This is a genomic window from Tahibacter soli (genome assembly GCF_025717065.2).
Lineage (GTDB): Bacteria > Pseudomonadota > Gammaproteobacteria > Xanthomonadales > Rhodanobacteraceae > Tahibacter > Tahibacter soli.
This window is the reverse complement of record NZ_JAOVZO020000021.1, coordinates 45,817-60,168: the sequence shown is the minus strand read 5'-3', so window position 1 is coordinate 60,168 and position 14,352 is coordinate 45,817. Positions and strand designations below refer to the sequence as shown.

The window sequence follows — 14,352 nt, the reverse complement described above, 5'->3', positions numbered from 1 at the left end:
CCACCGTGTTCGTGCAGCGCGTGCACGCGCCGAGCTGGAACACGTAGCGCCAGGTGCTCGACGTGTCGGCCGTATCGGAGATCGTTTTCGACGTCAGGCTGTACGTGTCGACGTACGGTGTCTTGAGGAACTGGCCGCCGCCGGTCGGGCAGTTCGGCTGCGGTACCGTGCGCTGCTGGCGCCCCATCCCGAACCGGAAGTCGCCGTTCGCGCCGGACGGGTGCGTGATGCGCAACGAGAACCGGGCCGGCTGGAACGTGGCCGCCGCGCATTCGTTGTTCGACGGCTTCGGCGGCAGATACTGAACGTACAGATACGTGTCGGGCGCCGGGTCGGGATCGCCCGGCGCGTTGTAGTGGTAGTCGAATGCCCACTGCGACACGGCATCGGGGAGGGTGACGGTTTTCAGGCGCGACAGGCCGTCGGCACCGTCCTCGTAGGCGTAACGCCACGTGCGCGTCTGCGTCGACTGGCCCGGAATCGCGACGGTGACCGATGCGCTCGTGAGCAGGCGGCTGCTCGTCGCGTCGTAGGTCAGCCGGATCTCGCGACCGTCGCCGTTGTCGCGAATCGACGTCGGGCGGCCGACGTCGTCGTACGTGTACGTCACGGTGTTGCCGTAGCGATCCGCGACGGAACTCGCGAGCAGGTACACCACCTTGCGCAGGTTCGTGTTGCCGCCGGCCTCGACCGACGCATAGGCGCGTTCGCGGTACACGTCGAACGTGTAGGTGATGCCCGCCGGCGTCGTCATGACGAAGCCTTCGCCGTTCGACGACACGGCATGCGGCGTGCAGGCGAACGCGTCGAACTCGCTCGTCGACCACGTCGGCGCACGGCCGTCGGTCGGGTACTGCAGCGGCGGGTAGCTCGCGTCGAGCCGCAGGATTTCCTTATCGCCGCGACCAGGAATATGCACCTTGTTGCCCGACCACACGTCCCGGATCGTGACGTTCGGCGCGGTCTTCCGAGGCGCGAAATTCTGCGAGCAGCGCGGTTGCTGGACGTTCGAGCCGAGCGGAATGTTCCAGCCGTAGTGGCTGTCGAACGTGCCGTAGACGTACGGCACCTCGACATCCCAGTTCGCCAGTCCGCCGAATGCGTTACCGGGACCGCCTCTCGGGTCGTGCGCCTGATCGGGCACGAGTGCGCTGACGACGAAGCGGCGGCGCAGCTGCACCGGCAATGCGTTGTTGCCGGGGATGTCGATGTCGACGTGGCTGAACTCGGTCGCGCCGGTATACAACGAGATATCTTCGCCGAACAGCTCGCCGCCGAGCGGCGAGAGTTGTTCGGACGCGCGCACCTTTTTGTCGTACTCGACATAGGCCGGCACGCTCGCATTGCCGCGCAGCACGAGTGGGTCGGGTGGGGATTGGGCGTGTGCGGTGGCGACCGAAAAGAGCGCCGCGCCGATTGCCACCATCAACGGTAAGCTTCGAACGGGCATCGAGACATCCCTGTCACGGCGCTGTACGCCGCCTCTGGCCGAACGTAGAGGACGACGGTCGCGTATGGGAATCGGACTTTTCCGAGTGCGCGTGCGAATGCCATCGCGGGGCGAAATCGGCGATCGACGACAGGGCCTCCGCCAGGGCCGGATCTTGTCCGTCATGCGCCTTGGCGACTTTGGTCGTAGCGACGCTCAGGAGCGCCGCTGCGCGATGTAGCGACCGGGCGACGTGCCGAGCGCCTTGCGGAACATCGTCACGAAGCTGCCGGCGCTCTCGTAGCCGAGGTCGTTCGCCACCCGCTGCACCGACGCGCCGGTCGCGAGCCAGCGCACCGCCAGCATCAGGTGCAGCTGCTGGCGCCAGCGCCCGAAGCTCATGCCGGTTTCCCGCGCGAGCAGCCGCGCGAGCGTGCGTTCGCTCAGCCCCGTGCGCCGGGCCCACGTCCGCATCGTTCCGCGGTCGGCGGGCTCGGCCATGATCGTCTCGACGATGCGGCGCAGCCGCGTGTCGGCCGGCATCGGCAGGTGCAGATTGCCGATCGGCGCCAGCGCGAGTTCGTCGAGCAGCAGCGCGACCAGGTTCGACGCCATGCCGCCCTCGGCGTACAGCATCGGAAGGCCGGCCGAACGGATCAGAAGCTCGCGCAGCAGCGGCGTCGCGGAAACCGTGCAGCAATACGCCGGCAGGTTCGACGCGACGCTCGAGTCGATGTAGGCGATGTAGCACTCGATCGCGCCGGCCGCCTTGATCTTGTGCAACACGCCGCCCGGCACCCAGATCGCGCTTTGCGGCGGCACGATCCAGAAGCCGCCTTCGATCTCGCCGGTCAGTACGCCGTTCAGCGCGAGCATCAGCTGGCCCTTGCGATGGCTGTGGAAATCGAGTTCCTGCCGGTCGTCGAAATTCGCGTCGTGCGGGCCGCCGCGCGCGATCACGAAGCCCGTCGCGCCGATCGTCACGACCGGGCGCGGCACGAGGTCGGGGTCGATCCATTCGGCGATGTCCGAATCGGCAGTAAGGACGGGCATGGTCGTTCGGTCGCCGGGCGGAGCGAAGCGTGGCTGAAATTCCGAATATCTTGGCGAAGTTGCCCAATGCTGCCAAGACCGTCCGTACCTACGATGCGGCAAAGGCGCCGGGATCTTCCGCCGCCATCGATTCGGAGCGCACGAAACCATGGATTCCCTGAGCACCGGGCGCGTCGCCCGGACCTTGCAGCGACTGTTCGACGAAGCCGCCCACGCCGATCGGCCGCTGATGGAACGGTTCGCGGGTGCCGAGGCGTCCGAACAGGCGCTCGGCGAGGCGATCGCGGGACACATCGCCGAGGAACGCCGCGACCTGCGCGCGTTCTATCGCGGCTACGCCGACAACTTTCTCAACGTGACGCCGGAATACGGCCGGTTTCTGTACCAGTGCGCCCGTGCGCGCAAGGCGACGCGCATCGTCGAGTTCGGCACGTCGATGGGAATCTCGACGATCTATCTCGCCGCCGCGCTGCGCGACATGGGCGGCGGACACCTGATCGGCACCGAACTGGAACCCTCCAAGGCGCTGCGCGCGCACGCCAATCTCGAAGCGGCGGGGCTCGCCGACCTCGTCGAAATCCGCGTCGGCGACGCGCGCGATACGCTCGCCGACATCGGCGGCGAAATCGATTTCGTCCTGCTCGACGGCGCCTTCAGCCTCTATCTGCCGGTGCTCGAGCTGCTGGCGCCGCATCTGAAATCCGGCACGCCGATCCTCGCGGAAAACGCGTTCGAGCACGGCAACGAATACCTCGCCCATGTGCGCGATCCCGCGAACGGCTATCTGTCGCAGCCGATTCCGATCAACGCGGGTCGGGGCAACGAGCTGAGCGTGGTGACGCGATGACGCCCATGCACGCCGAAGCCCCGCCCGCGCGTCGACCGGGGCCGCTCAACCGCGCGCTGATTCGCCTGCTGATGAAACACGCACGCATCGTCGAGGCCGAAACGGTTGCCGAAGGTTTTCGACTGATCACGCTGGAAAGCACCGAATTCAAAGGGCTTGCCTGGGTGCCCGGACAGAAAGTGCAGGTCGCGATGGGATCGGCCTTCGTCGCACGAACCTTCACGCCGATCGACTGGGACGCGGCGGCCGGACTAACCCGCATCCTGGGCTATGCGCACGGCAACGGGCCGGGCAGTGCCTGGATCGCTCGTGCGAAAGCGGGCGACGACTGCGACGTCTTCGGTCCGCGCGCGTCGCTCGACGTCGGACGGGCCGCAAGTCTGCGCCTGGTGTTCGGCGACGAAACCTCGATCGGGCTGGCTCGCGCCGCGGCGACCGCGAGCGGAGCGCTGCGGTGCCTGTTCGAAACGAACGCCGCCACCGAGGCGCGTGCGGCGCTCGCGCGACTCGATCTCGGCGCCGCCGAGGTGTTCGAGCGGACGGACGACGACGCGCATCTCGCGGACGTCGAGCGCCGTCTGCCGCCGCTCGCCGCCGCCGGCGCGACGTTCGTCCTGACGGGCAAGGCCGCCTCGATCCAGCGGCTGCGCCGTGCGCTGAAAGCGCTCGATGTGCCGTCTTCGCGGATTCTCGCGAAGCCGTACTGGGCACCGGGCAGGACGGGACTGGACTGAAAGGCCGGCTGTCGCCGGCATCGGACGAACGGCCGCGCTGTAGGGCGCCGCATGGTTTGCGAAGTCCAGCCACATCCATTGCGCAGCGGAGCACCCGCTGGAAGCCTCTGCGCACCGGCTATGATCGACACCTGCGTCGACGACCTCGTCGCCGCCGGCCGGCTGGTCCGCGTTCTCGACGACGGGTGCCCGCGCTTTCCGGGTTTCATGCCGTGCTACCCGCGCCAGCGCCGCATGTCGTCCGCGCTGCGCGCGTTCATCGATCTGGCGCGCCATCCCGCGATGGCGCTTCCGGCGAGAGACCGCGAATCGGCCGGCCGCTAGTTGGCGACGCCGAGGTCCAGCGGACACGCCGTTGCCGGCACAATCGTCTGCGTGAACGGCGGCTCCGGAAAATACTGCGTCGTCATCTGCACGCTTTTCGCGATGTCGTCGCCGGCCAGCAGCGCCACGACCGCCAGCGCTTCGTCGAGTCCCGACGAAATACCGCCGCCGGTCACGCGGTTGCGATCGATCACGTAGCGCGGAAAACCTTCCGCGACACGGATTTCCGGGAACGCGGCGAAGCACGGAATGAACGCCCAGTGGGTGGTCGCGCAATAGCCGTCCAGAAGGCCCGCCGCCGCCAGCAGCATCGCGCCCTCGCAGACCGAGCAGACGTAGTCGGCCCTGTCGGCCTGCGCCACGAGGAAGTCGAGGTAGGGCCCGCCTTCCATCAGCCGGTTCAACGCGGAAACGTTTCCGCCGGGCACCCAGATCAGCTGCGCCTGTCGTCCGCATTCGCGGAAGTCGTCGAACGTGGCATCGGGCGTCAGCGTCAGGCCGTCGCGCGTCTTGATCGGATGCGGGCTTTCGGCGGCGAGCACGACCTTCGCCTTGCGCGCCTCCCACAGTTCGGCCATCCAGCTGAACATCTCGACCGGTGCGGCAACGTCCATGAGATCCACTTCCCGGTAGATCGGGATGACGATCTCGAACAGCGGCGCTTCTTTCACGATCGTCTCCTCGCGGGCACGGTTCGGCGAATACTTATACCTTTTGCATAGCGCGAATCGTATCGGCCGCCCATCACGCGCCGCGCCCTCGCCTACTCGAAGCCGTCCGCGAAGATGCCGACCGCGTCGGGGCCGTCCGTCGCGGTATCGTTCGACGCGACCGGATCGTCGACGCTGTTCGGCGCCGCGATCGTCGCGGTGCCGCTCACCGGCGCCTCGGGTTGCGCGGCGACCGTCGCCGTCACGAGGAACGTCACGCCCGACTGGCCGGCCATATCGACGAGCGCGTCGATCTCGCCGCTGCCGCTCGCCGGGCACTGCGAGCCGGCCTGCGCGCTGCACGCCCACGCGAGATCGACGAACCCCTGCCCGAACGCGGTGCGCACGCGCACGCCGGCGACGCCGGCCGCGGCGCCGTTCGCCACGTCGATCAGATAGGTCGTCGTGGCGCCGCCCGCGATGAACGACGTGCCGTTGTCGATCGCGACCGAAAGGTCCGCGACGCGTCGCGGCACGACCGCAAGGCCGGCCGATGCGACGCCCGTGCCGATCTCGTTGGTCGCGACGACGGAACAGGTATACGTCTGTCCGTTCGTCAGGCCTTCCACGACGAGCGGCGACGCCGTGCCGTTCGCCGCATGCGCGCCCGGCGCGCACGAGGCGCGGTAGCCCGAGACGTCCGCGCCGCCGTCCTGCGCCGGCGCGGCGAACACGAGCTGCGCGGAGCCGTCGCCGCTCGCGACCGACGTCAGCGTCGGCGCGTCCGGCACGGTCGCCGGCGTCACGCTTTCCGACGGTGCCGACGGCGCGCCGTCGCCGACGTCGTTGCGCGCGAGCACCGTGCACGTCACCGGCACGCCGTTCGCGAGCCCGGAAACCGGCAGCGACAGATTGCCGCCGAACACCGCCTGCGTGCCGCAGCGGACGATGTAGCCGGTCACCGGCATGCCGCCGTTGTACGCGGGCGGCACGAACGACACGGTGACCATGCCGTTGCCGCGCGCGACGCCGACGATCTCCGGCGCATCCGGCACCGTGGCCGGCGCCACGGCCGCCGACGGTTCGGACGGCGGACTGTCGCCGCGCGCGTTTCTCGCGACGACCGTGCACGTCTGCGGCACGCCGTTGGTCAGGCCGGTGACGACGAGCGGCGACGATGCGCCGGACACCTGCCGCGAACCGCAGGTCAGCGTCCAGCTCGTGATCGCGCTGTAGCCGTTGGGCGCTGCGACCGGCGCGAACGCGACGGTGAGCTGTCCGTTGCCGCGCACCGGCGTCTGGATGGTCGGCCGCGGCGGCGCGGCGTCCGGCATGGCGGCAGCCGACGGCGCCGATGCCGCGCCGTCGCCGATCGCGTTCGTCGCAAAAACCGTACACGTATACGAATGCGCATTCGGCGTCCCGATCACGGTGATCGGCGACGTCGGGCCGACGGCGGTGAACGGGCTTGCGATATCGGGCGTCGCACACGTCGCCGTGTACTGCGTGATCGCCGAATGGCCGTCGTACGGCGTCGCGAACGCGACGGCGATCGCGTAGTCGCCGGCCGTCGCGACGACGCCGGCCGGCGCCGCCGGCACGATCGCGTAAGGCGTCGCCGCGTTCGACGGCGCCGACGCCGCGCCGTCGCCGAGCGCGTTCGTCGCGACGACCGTGCACGTCACCGGCGTGCCGATCGCGAGGTTCGAAACGACGATCGGCGATGCCATGCCGGTCTGCGACTGCGTGCCGCAGGTGGCCGTGTAGCGCAGGATCGGTCCTCCGCCGTCGCCGCCCGCCGAGAACGCGACCGAAACCTGCGCGACGCCGGCCGTCGCGACGACGTTCGACGGCACTTCGGGCACCGAGTCGGGCGGCAGAAAGCCTTTCGCGACGAAGCGGCCGTGCGAACGCGGCTTCGATCCGACCGGAATCGTCGCGACGATCGCGTTCGTCGCCGTGTCGAGCACCGTGACGTAGCCGTTCTCGTTCGCGACGTAGAGGCGGCTGCCGTCGGCGCTGCGGTCGATGCCCATCGGCGTGCCGCCGACGTTGATCGTCGACTGCCCGAACGTGGACGGGTTGAACCGCGAGACGAGGCCCGCCGAGGGCAGCGTCACGTAGATCCGCGCGCCGTCCGGATGGATCGTCAGGCTGAACGGCGGCGCGCTGAACCACTGCGTGCGGTCCGTGCGGTTCGTCGCCAGATCGATGTTGGTGATGCGCGACTCGCCGCTCGACAGCACCCACGCGAAGACGCCGGAAGGCTCGATCTGCACGTCGGTCGGCGCGATGCCGCTCGGCACCTGCTTGAGCTCCCACAGCACGTCGGCGCGGTGCACGCGCACCGTCGCGTTGCCGAAGCTCGCGACATAGACGCGCGAGCCGTCCGCGTTGAACGTGATGCCGTGTGGCTGGGTCTGGAACACCAGCCAGCGCGTGACCGTGTGCGTCGCGCGATTGACGACGACGACGCGCGTTTCGCCGAGGCAGCTGACCCACATCTCGGTGCCGTCCGGCGTCGGTTCGACGAATGCCGGGTTCGCGCAGACGTTCGCGACGGTCGCCGTGACGGTGTTCGTCTTCGCATCGATCACCGAGAGCGAGTTGCCCAGGTGGTTCGCGACGTAGACGTAGCGATTGTCGGGCGTGATGCCGACGCCGTAGGGCTCGTCGCCGACCGGCACCGTCGCAACGACGGCGTTCGTCGCGATGTCGATCACCGAGACGTCGTCCGAATCGGCGTTGGCGACGTACGCGAACGGCGCGGCGGACGCGGGCAATGCCCAGAACGCGGCGCACAGCACGGCGAATCGGCAAAGAATGGCCGGCGATAGCATGACGTGACCCCTGTTCGTGGCCCTCGGCGCGGGGGCTCTGTCGAGGCTTACGTTTTTCGGCACTCGCGATCGTCATGCCCGAATGCGCCAGAATGGCGGACCCGCCTCGCGCAACACCGGAGCTTCGCCCGCATGAAACGCTTTGCCGCCCTGCTGCTGTGCCTGTGCATCTGCGCCGTCGCGGCCGCGCAACCGAAACCGCCCGGCCCGTACGAGCGCGCGATCGCCGCCGGCTACAAGGCGCTCACGCTCTGCAGCGGAATCTTCAATGCGGGCCGCAGCGAGGCGCAGATGTCCGCGCTGGAACTCAAGGGCATCTATCCAGAGTACGACGCGATCGTGCCCACGCTCGCCGCGAACGTCGACGCGCAGCGCAAGATCGTCTCGGTCGCGTTCGACGACGCGGCGCCGCCGCGCATCGCCGCGTGGCGCCCCAATCTCGGCTGCGCGCAGCTGCCGGCCGGCGCGACGATCGACGCCGTGGCGACGCTGCCGCGCTTCGACGCACCGGCGCCGAATCTCGACGGCAAGCCGTGGCCCCTGGGCGACAAGCAAGCCACGGGACGCGCGCGCGGCGACCGGCGCGCGCTGGCGCGCGGCGTCGACCTCGCGTTCGACGGCAGGCACTACGGCGACGGCAGTGAAACCACGGCCGTCGTCGTCGTCCAGCGCGGTCGCATCGTCGCCGAGAAGTACCGCGAAGGTTTCGGACCGCACGTGTCGCAGCGGACGTGGTCGGTCGCCAAGAGCCTGGCCGGCACGCTGATCGGCGTCGCGCGCAAGGAGGGACGGATCGACCCGGCCAAGCCCGTGTCGATCGCGCAGTGGCAGCAGCCGGGCGATCCGCGACCGGTCATCACCACCGACAACCTTTTGCGCATGGCGAGCGGCCTGTCCGGCGCCACCGCCGGCAACCGCACCGACGCGCTGTACTTCGGCGGCGCGACGGTCGACCAGGACTCGGCCGCCGCGCCGCTCTTGATGCCGCCGGGCTCGACGTTCCGCTACGCCAACAACGACATCGTGCTCGCCGTGCGCGGCCTGCGCGAACGCATCGGCGACGACGGCGAGGCGCTGGCGTTTCCGTTCGCCCGGCTGCTGTGGAAGATCGGCATGACGCGCACCGTTCCGGAAACCGACTGGCACGGCAACTACGTGTTGTCGAGCCAGGTGTGGTCGACGGCGCGCGACCTCGCGCGGTTCGGCCTGCTCTACCAGAACGACGGCGTGTTCCTCGGCGAGCGCGTGCTGCCCGAGGGCTGGCGGCAGTACGTCGCGACGCCGTCGGGACCGCAGCCGCCGACCGGCGACTTCGGCTACGGCGCGACGTTCTGGCTGCTCAACCGCTCGCCCGGCGTTCCGGCCGACACGCTCGTCGCGATCGGCAACCGCGGGCAGTACGTCGTCGTCGTGCCGAGCCGCAGCGTGGTGCTCGTGCGGCGCGGCGAGGATCCCGCGGGCGCGAAGTTCGACATCGCGAAATTCGCGGCGCAGGTGCTCGCCGCGCTCGACTGAGCGCGGCGGATACGCGGATCAGCCGCCGCCCTTGCCGACGCGGCTCGCCTCGAACAGAAACCACGTGCGGCGTTCGGTCTCGTCGATCCAGTTCTCGATGAGGCTGGCCGACGCGATGTCGCGGTGCTCGTCGCAGACGTCATGGACTTCGCGCAGACGCCCGGCCAGCGACTTGTTGTCTTCGCGCAGCTCGGCCAGCATGTCGAGCGGTTCGACGTAGTCCGCGTCGTTGTCGGACACGCGCGCGAGGCGCGCGATGTGGCCGATCGAACGCAGCGTCGTGCCGCCCACCTTGCGAATGCGTTCGGCGATCGGGTCGGTCATCGCGTAGAGCTGGTCGGCCTGCTCGTCGAGCAGCAGGTGATAGTCGCGAAAATGCGGGCCGCTCATGTGCCAGTGAAAATTCTTCGTCTTCAGGTACAGCGCGAACACGTCGGCGAGTATGCCGTTCAGTCCGCCGGCGATGTCGCGCGTCGCGCCCGTTTTCAGGTCGGTCGGCGTGATCAGCGGCGCCTGACGGCGACGTTTTAGATCGGCTTCGTTCGATACTTTCTTCTTCGCCATTTGCGTTCCTCTTTGGCAACAATGTGGATGGTTCTACGATATTGATCGCCGGCGCTCACGACGGGCCTGCCGGCTTCTTCAACGCATCGAGCAGCGCCTGCGGACGCATCGGAATATGCCGGAGCCGCACGCCCGTCGCCGCGAAAATCGCGTTGCCGACGGCCGGCGCGACCACCGTCGTCGCCGGTTCGCCCAGGCCCACGGCCGCTTCGGTGCTGGCGACGAATTCGATCTGCAGGTCGGGCACGTCGCCGATGCGCAGCGGCGTGTACGTGTTGAGGTTGGTATCGCGCACCTGGCCGTCCTCGAACTGCGTGCCCTCGTGCAGCGCCATGCTCAGCCCCCACAGCGCCGCGCCTTCCATCTGCGCCAGCGCGCCGTCGGGGTGCACGATGGTACCGGCGTCGGCGACGAGAAAGAGTTTTTCCACTTTTACCACGCCGGTGGTCCGATTCGCCCTGACGCGCGCGACGCACGTCACCCACGTCGGCATGTCGCGTTCCTGGCCGAACGACGTCGCGATGCCGAGCCCCGTATCCTGCGGCAGCGCATTGCCCCAGCCGGCCATTTCGGCGACGCGGCGAAGCACCGCGGCCTGGCGTTTCGCGCCGCCGACGGCATTGGGGGCGCTGCCGGCGTTGCCGCCCGACGCGTCGAGCAGGTTCAGCCGGAACGTCAGCGGATCGACGCCCTGCTTGTGCGCGGCTTCGTCGATGAAGCACTCCAGCGCCCAGTTGGTCCAGCCCGGGCCTACCGACCGCAGCCAGCCCGGCCGGAACGCACGATTGGCGAGGTCGTTCGAAATCGCGCGCACCCGGTGCGCGCCGACGTTGTACCAGTGGTCCGCGCCGGCGATGGCGAACGGATCGTAGGGCCGGTCGTTCTTTCCTTTCGGCATGAAGCTCGGAACCATGACCTGCGTCGGCCAGCCCGCGCACGCGTCGTGCTGCATCGCGACGACCTTGCCCGCCGCGTCGAAGCCCATGCGCAGGCGCTGCAGCGACGGCGAACGAAACGAATCGAAGCGCACGTCGTCGGCGCGCGTGCAGATCATCTTGACCGGCTTGCCGAGCGCCTTCGACGCCAGCGCCGCCGGCACCGCGTAGTCGCCGTTCAGGCGGCGGCCGAAACCGCCGCCTAGCAGGTACGTGCGCATCACCACCTTGTCTTCGCCGACGCCCAGCGCCTTGGCCAGCGTCGGCAGGATCAGCGACTGCCACTGGTTGCCGGTGTGGATTTCCCAGATGCCGTTCTTCTGCAGCGCCGTCGCATTGACCGGCTCGAGCTGGAAGTGCAGCACGCTCGCGGTGGTGTAGTCCTGCTGCAGCGTGGACGCCGCCTTGGCGAAAGCCTCGTCGACGCCGGCGTCGTTCACGACGGTCGCGCCGGCGCTCGCGTCGCCGATGAGCTTCGCGGCGTGATCGAGCAGGTTACGTTCGGAAACGCCGGCGGTATCGTCGTTCTGCCAGGTCACTTTCACGCGATCGGCGGCCTTGATCGCGGCATGCGTGGAATCGGCGAACACCATCACCCAGCCGGGCACGGTACCCGACGGATCGTCCAGCGTCGCGCAGCTCAAATATCCCTTGACCGTCTTGGCGGCCGAGTCGTCGACGGAAACGACTTTCGAACCGTTGCGCGTCGGCGGAATCTTCGGCCGCGCGTACACCATGCCGTCGACGTGCGCGTCGATGCCGTAGACCGCCGTGCCGTCGGTCTTGCCGGGAATGTCGATCGCCTGCGTGTCGACGCCGATCAGCCGGCGCTCCGACACCGGCTTGACCGGCATCGCCTTCAAGGCCTCGGCCGAATAGCTGCGGCTGAGATTGCCGCGCTTGACGATGTCGGCATAGGAGATCGAACGCGCACCCGCGCGCACCACGCTGTCGCGCGCCACGCACGCGTCCGGCGCCACGCCCAGCAGCTTCGCGCCTTCCTCGACCAGCGCGATGCGCCCCGCCGCGCCGGCCTGGCTCAGCAGCGGAAAACTCTGCCATACCGACCAGCTGCCGCCGGTGACCATCAGGCCCCACTTCGGATCGGTGTCGACGTGCTCGATGCGCACGTCGGCCCAGTTCGCCTCGAGTTCGTCGGCGACGATGCGCGCCAGCGCCGTGCCGACGTGCTGCCCCATTTCCGCGCGGATGACGTTGACGGTGACGACGCCGTTGGAATCGATGCGGAACCACAATGCAGGATCGTATACCTTTTCCGCTATCGCCTGTTCCGGCGTGCCGGGCAGGATCTGCGAGGCATCGGCGAACGCCATGACGAAGCCGGTGCCGACCGCGCCGATCAGGAAACGGCGGCGCGCCGGCGACGGCAGGCGGTCGTCCTTCCCGTCCGGCCGAATCGACGCGTTCACGGCCGCGCTCCTTCCGTCGCCGGCTGTGCGGCCGCGCGCATTTCCGCCGCCGCCAGCCGGATCGCCTTGCGGATGCGCACGTAGGCCATGCACCGGCACAGGCTTCCGGCCATCACCGCGTCGATCTGCGCATCGGTGGGATTCGGAAAATCCGCGAGCAGCGTCGCCGCCTGCATGATCTGCCCGGGCTGGCAGTAGCCGCATTGCGGCGCCTGCGCCGCGACCCATGCCTTCTGCAGCGGATGCTGCCCGGCCGGCTGCAGTCCTTCGATGGTGGTCACGTGCTGTCCGGCGACCGCGCCCACCGGCGTGATGCACGAACGTATCGCGCGGCCGTTGAGATGCACGGTGCAGGCGCCGCAGAAGCCGATGCCGCAGCCGAACTTGGTGCCCGTCAACTTGAGGTCGTCGCGAATCGCCCACAGGAGCGGCGTGTCGTCCTCGGCTTCCACGCTGACCGGACGTCCGTTGAGTTGGAACTGGCTCATGGGCTGGACTCCGGCGTCAGTGCGTGGAACGGGAGGATTCGGATTGCGTGCGCAGCACGGCGACCTGCCGGTCGAGATCCGGCCACGGCGGCTGGTCGGTGCGGCTGCGGCGCAGCCATGACGCGAGCTGCGCGATGTCGGTATCGCTCAGCGATTGCGCGAACCCCGGCATCATCGCGCCGGGCAGCCCTTCGTCGACGGCGACGCCGTGCAGGATCACCTGGATCAGGCTGGACGGATCGGCCGCGGTCAGGGCGCTGTTGAGGCCGAGCTCCGGCCGCACGAGCAACGGCATCGGCCCGCTGTTGTAGTGACAGGACGCGCATGCCGCGTCGTAGAGATTCGCGCCGTGGTCGACCGGCCCGCCGCCGCCCGCCGACGCCGCCAGCACCTTGGCCAGCGCCGCGTCCGGCGCGGCGCGCTCGCCCGCGGCGCCGAAGCGGTCGGCGAAATACGTCGCGATGGCCATCACGTCGGCATCGGGAAGCTTCGACAGGCCGTCGTGGACCACCGGCGACATCGGCCCGGCGGCGACGCCGTGCAGCGCGGTGGCGCCGGTGCGCAGGTACGCGAACAGTTCGTCCTTCGTCCACGCGACCGGCGCGCGGTTCGCGGCGTTCAACGGCGGCGCGTACCAGTCGTCGATCGCCGCGCCGGCATAGCGTTCGTCCGCGCCGGTTTTCTCCGCGCCGAGTCCGTTGCGCGGGCTATGGCATGCCGAGCAATGGCTCAAGCCTTCGGCCAGATACGCGCCGCGATTCCACTCGGGCGTCCCGCCGGTGATCGGGCCGTAGGCGTCGTTGCGGAAAAACAGCAATTTCCAACCCGCCTGCAGCACGCGTCGATTCAGCGGAAAAGGAATATCGGGTTCGCGCGGCGGCGCGGCGACCGGCTCGCGCGTCATGAGATACGCGTAGAGCGCCTTGAGGTCGTCGTCGCCGACCTGGTTGAAGTGCTGGTACGGAAACGCGGGAAACAGATGCGAGCCGTCGCGCGCGACGCCTTGCCGCATCGCGCGGCGGAAGGCTTCTTCCGACCACCGGCCGATGCCGGTCGCGGCGTCGGGCGTGATGTTGGTCGAATAGATCGTGCCGAAACCGGTCTTCATCGCGTAGCCGCCGGCGTAGGCCGCGCCGCCCTTGGCCGTGTGGCAGGTGGCACAGTAGCCGGCGCCGGCGAGCACTTCTCCCTGCGCGACGAGCGCCGGCGAAAACGTCGTGGCGGACGGGGGCTCGATCGGATCGATAGCGGGCCGGTAGGCGAGGATCAGCAAGCCGACGACGGCTGCCGCGATCAGGCCCAGCAGTCCCAGCACCATGCGCTTGATCACGTCGACCTCCATCGCCTCGGTCGGCAACGCGGTCGTTGCCCTGCCTGGGTTGCGGGAATCCATACCGGCGTCGCAGGCGCCACTTTACTCCTGTCGGGCGTTTGCGCGACGTCCGACCGGCTTCGACCAACGTCGAGCATGCACGCAGGCGAGCGCCGCCCCTTCGCGGGGCGGATGCGATCGTCCGCCGACTGCCGGCGCTGCGGCTTCGCC

General features: G+C 69.0%; 12 protein-coding genes and 1 pseudogene. 5 read left to right on the top strand and 8 right to left on the bottom strand.

The features are described 5' to 3' along the window. Both OD750_RS25540 and OD750_RS25535 read right to left on the bottom strand, forming a co-directional pair. A pseudogene (locus tag OD750_RS25540) lies at window positions 1–1,357 on the bottom strand (hypothetical protein); the annotation flags it as partial. Between the two features lie 288 nt (window positions 1,358–1,645). Further along, window positions 1,646–2,482 carry an AraC family transcriptional regulator gene (locus OD750_RS25535; RefSeq protein WP_263543938.1) on the bottom strand — a complete coding sequence of 279 codons (837 nt, stop codon included), beginning with the start codon at window positions 2,480–2,482 and terminating at the stop codon, window positions 1,646–1,648. Between the two features lie 29 nt (window positions 2,483–2,511). Between OD750_RS25535 and OD750_RS25530 the strand changes: the two genes are divergently transcribed. The 4 genes from OD750_RS25530 to OD750_RS25515 all read left to right on the top strand — a co-directional run bounded on the left by OD750_RS25530 (window position 2,512) and on the right by OD750_RS25515 (window position 4,387). Beyond that, entirely contained in the window at window positions 2,512–2,643 is a 132-nt protein-coding gene (locus OD750_RS25530) for a hypothetical protein (protein ID WP_263543939.1), read from the top strand. Then, entirely contained in the window at window positions 2,631–3,329 is a 699-nt protein-coding gene (locus OD750_RS25525) for an O-methyltransferase (protein WP_263543940.1), read from the top strand. The genes OD750_RS25530 and OD750_RS25525 overlap by 13 nt, the downstream gene beginning before the upstream one ends. 5 nt (window positions 3,330–3,334) lie before the next feature. Continuing rightward, window positions 3,335–4,063: a siderophore-interacting protein gene (locus tag OD750_RS25520; RefSeq protein WP_263543941.1), complete on the top strand. Its 729-nt coding sequence runs from the start codon at window positions 3,335–3,337 to the stop codon at window positions 4,061–4,063. A 120-nt stretch (window positions 4,064–4,183) separates the two neighbouring features. Next, window positions 4,184–4,387, top strand: a complete 204-nt coding sequence (locus OD750_RS25515; protein WP_263543942.1) for a type 2 periplasmic-binding domain-containing protein — start codon at window positions 4,184–4,186, stop codon at window positions 4,385–4,387. On the opposite strand, the gene OD750_RS25510 is transcribed toward OD750_RS25515, so the two are convergent. Together OD750_RS25510 and OD750_RS25505 are read right to left on the bottom strand one after the other, a co-directional pair. Beyond that, window positions 4,384–5,058: a DJ-1/PfpI family protein gene (locus OD750_RS25510; RefSeq protein ID WP_263543943.1), complete on the bottom strand. Its 675-nt coding sequence runs from the start codon at window positions 5,056–5,058 to the stop codon at window positions 4,384–4,386. The genes OD750_RS25515 and OD750_RS25510 overlap by 4 nt on opposite strands. Window positions 5,059–5,150: 92 nt before the next feature. Further along, on the bottom strand, window positions 5,151–7,877 hold the full coding sequence (locus OD750_RS25505) for a YVTN family beta-propeller repeat protein (RefSeq protein ID WP_263543944.1): 2,727 nt from the start codon (window positions 7,875–7,877) through the stop codon (window positions 5,151–5,153). Between the two features lie 132 nt (window positions 7,878–8,009). On the opposite strand from OD750_RS25505, the gene OD750_RS25500 reads away from it, so the two are divergent. Then, entirely contained in the window at window positions 8,010–9,392 is a 1,383-nt protein-coding gene (locus OD750_RS25500) for a serine hydrolase domain-containing protein (RefSeq protein WP_263543945.1), read from the top strand. An 18-nt stretch (window positions 9,393–9,410) separates the two neighbouring features. Here the strand turns inward: OD750_RS25500 and OD750_RS25495 are convergent, their stop codons facing one another. Genes OD750_RS25495 through OD750_RS25480 form a run of 4 tightly spaced genes read right to left on the bottom strand, consistent with a single transcriptional unit; the run spans window position 9,411 to window position 14,139 of the window. Further along, the gene (locus tag OD750_RS25495; protein ID WP_263543946.1) at window positions 9,411–9,956 is read right to left on the bottom strand and encodes a Dps family protein; all 546 of its coding nucleotides are present in this window, start codon (window positions 9,954–9,956) and stop codon (window positions 9,411–9,413) included. 55 nt (window positions 9,957–10,011) lie between these two features. Then, a complete protein-coding gene (locus tag OD750_RS25490; RefSeq protein ID WP_263543947.1) occupies window positions 10,012–12,321 on the bottom strand; it encodes a xanthine dehydrogenase family protein molybdopterin-binding subunit in 2,310 nt (769 codons plus the stop codon). Then, the gene (locus OD750_RS25485) at window positions 12,318–12,809 is read right to left on the bottom strand and encodes a (2Fe-2S)-binding protein (RefSeq protein WP_263543948.1); all 492 of its coding nucleotides are present in this window, start codon (window positions 12,807–12,809) and stop codon (window positions 12,318–12,320) included. Before OD750_RS25485 ends, OD750_RS25490 begins: the two co-directional genes overlap by 4 nt. A 16-nt stretch (window positions 12,810–12,825) precedes the next feature. Continuing rightward, a complete protein-coding gene (locus tag OD750_RS25480) occupies window positions 12,826–14,139 on the bottom strand; it encodes a c-type cytochrome (protein ID WP_263543949.1) in 1,314 nt (437 codons plus the stop codon). Window positions 14,140–14,352: the final 213 nt, after the last annotated feature.

Bases quoted from the DNA above. Each gene is read 5' to 3' on its own strand.
- OD750_RS25535 (WP_263543938.1), bottom strand. From the start codon at position 2,482: ATGCCCGTCCTTACTGCCGATTCGGACATCGCCGAATGGATCGACCCC.
- OD750_RS25525 (WP_263543940.1), top strand. From the start codon at position 2,631: ATGGATTCCCTGAGCACCGGGCGCGTCGCCCGGACCTTGCAGCGACTG.
- OD750_RS25520 (WP_263543941.1), top strand. From the start codon at position 3,335: ATGCACGCCGAAGCCCCGCCCGCGCGTCGACCGGGGCCGCTCAACCGC.
- OD750_RS25515 (WP_263543942.1), top strand. From the start codon at position 4,184: ATGATCGACACCTGCGTCGACGACCTCGTCGCCGCCGGCCGGCTGGTC.
- OD750_RS25505 (WP_263543944.1), bottom strand. From the start codon at position 7,877: ATGCTATCGCCGGCCATTCTTTGCCGATTCGCCGTGCTGTGCGCCGCG.
- OD750_RS25500 (WP_263543945.1), top strand. From the start codon at position 8,010: ATGAAACGCTTTGCCGCCCTGCTGCTGTGCCTGTGCATCTGCGCCGTC.
- OD750_RS25495 (WP_263543946.1), bottom strand. From the start codon at position 9,956: ATGGCGAAGAAGAAAGTATCGAACGAAGCCGATCTAAAACGTCGCCGT.
- OD750_RS25485 (WP_263543948.1), bottom strand. From the start codon at position 12,809: ATGAGCCAGTTCCAACTCAACGGACGTCCGGTCAGCGTGGAAGCCGAG.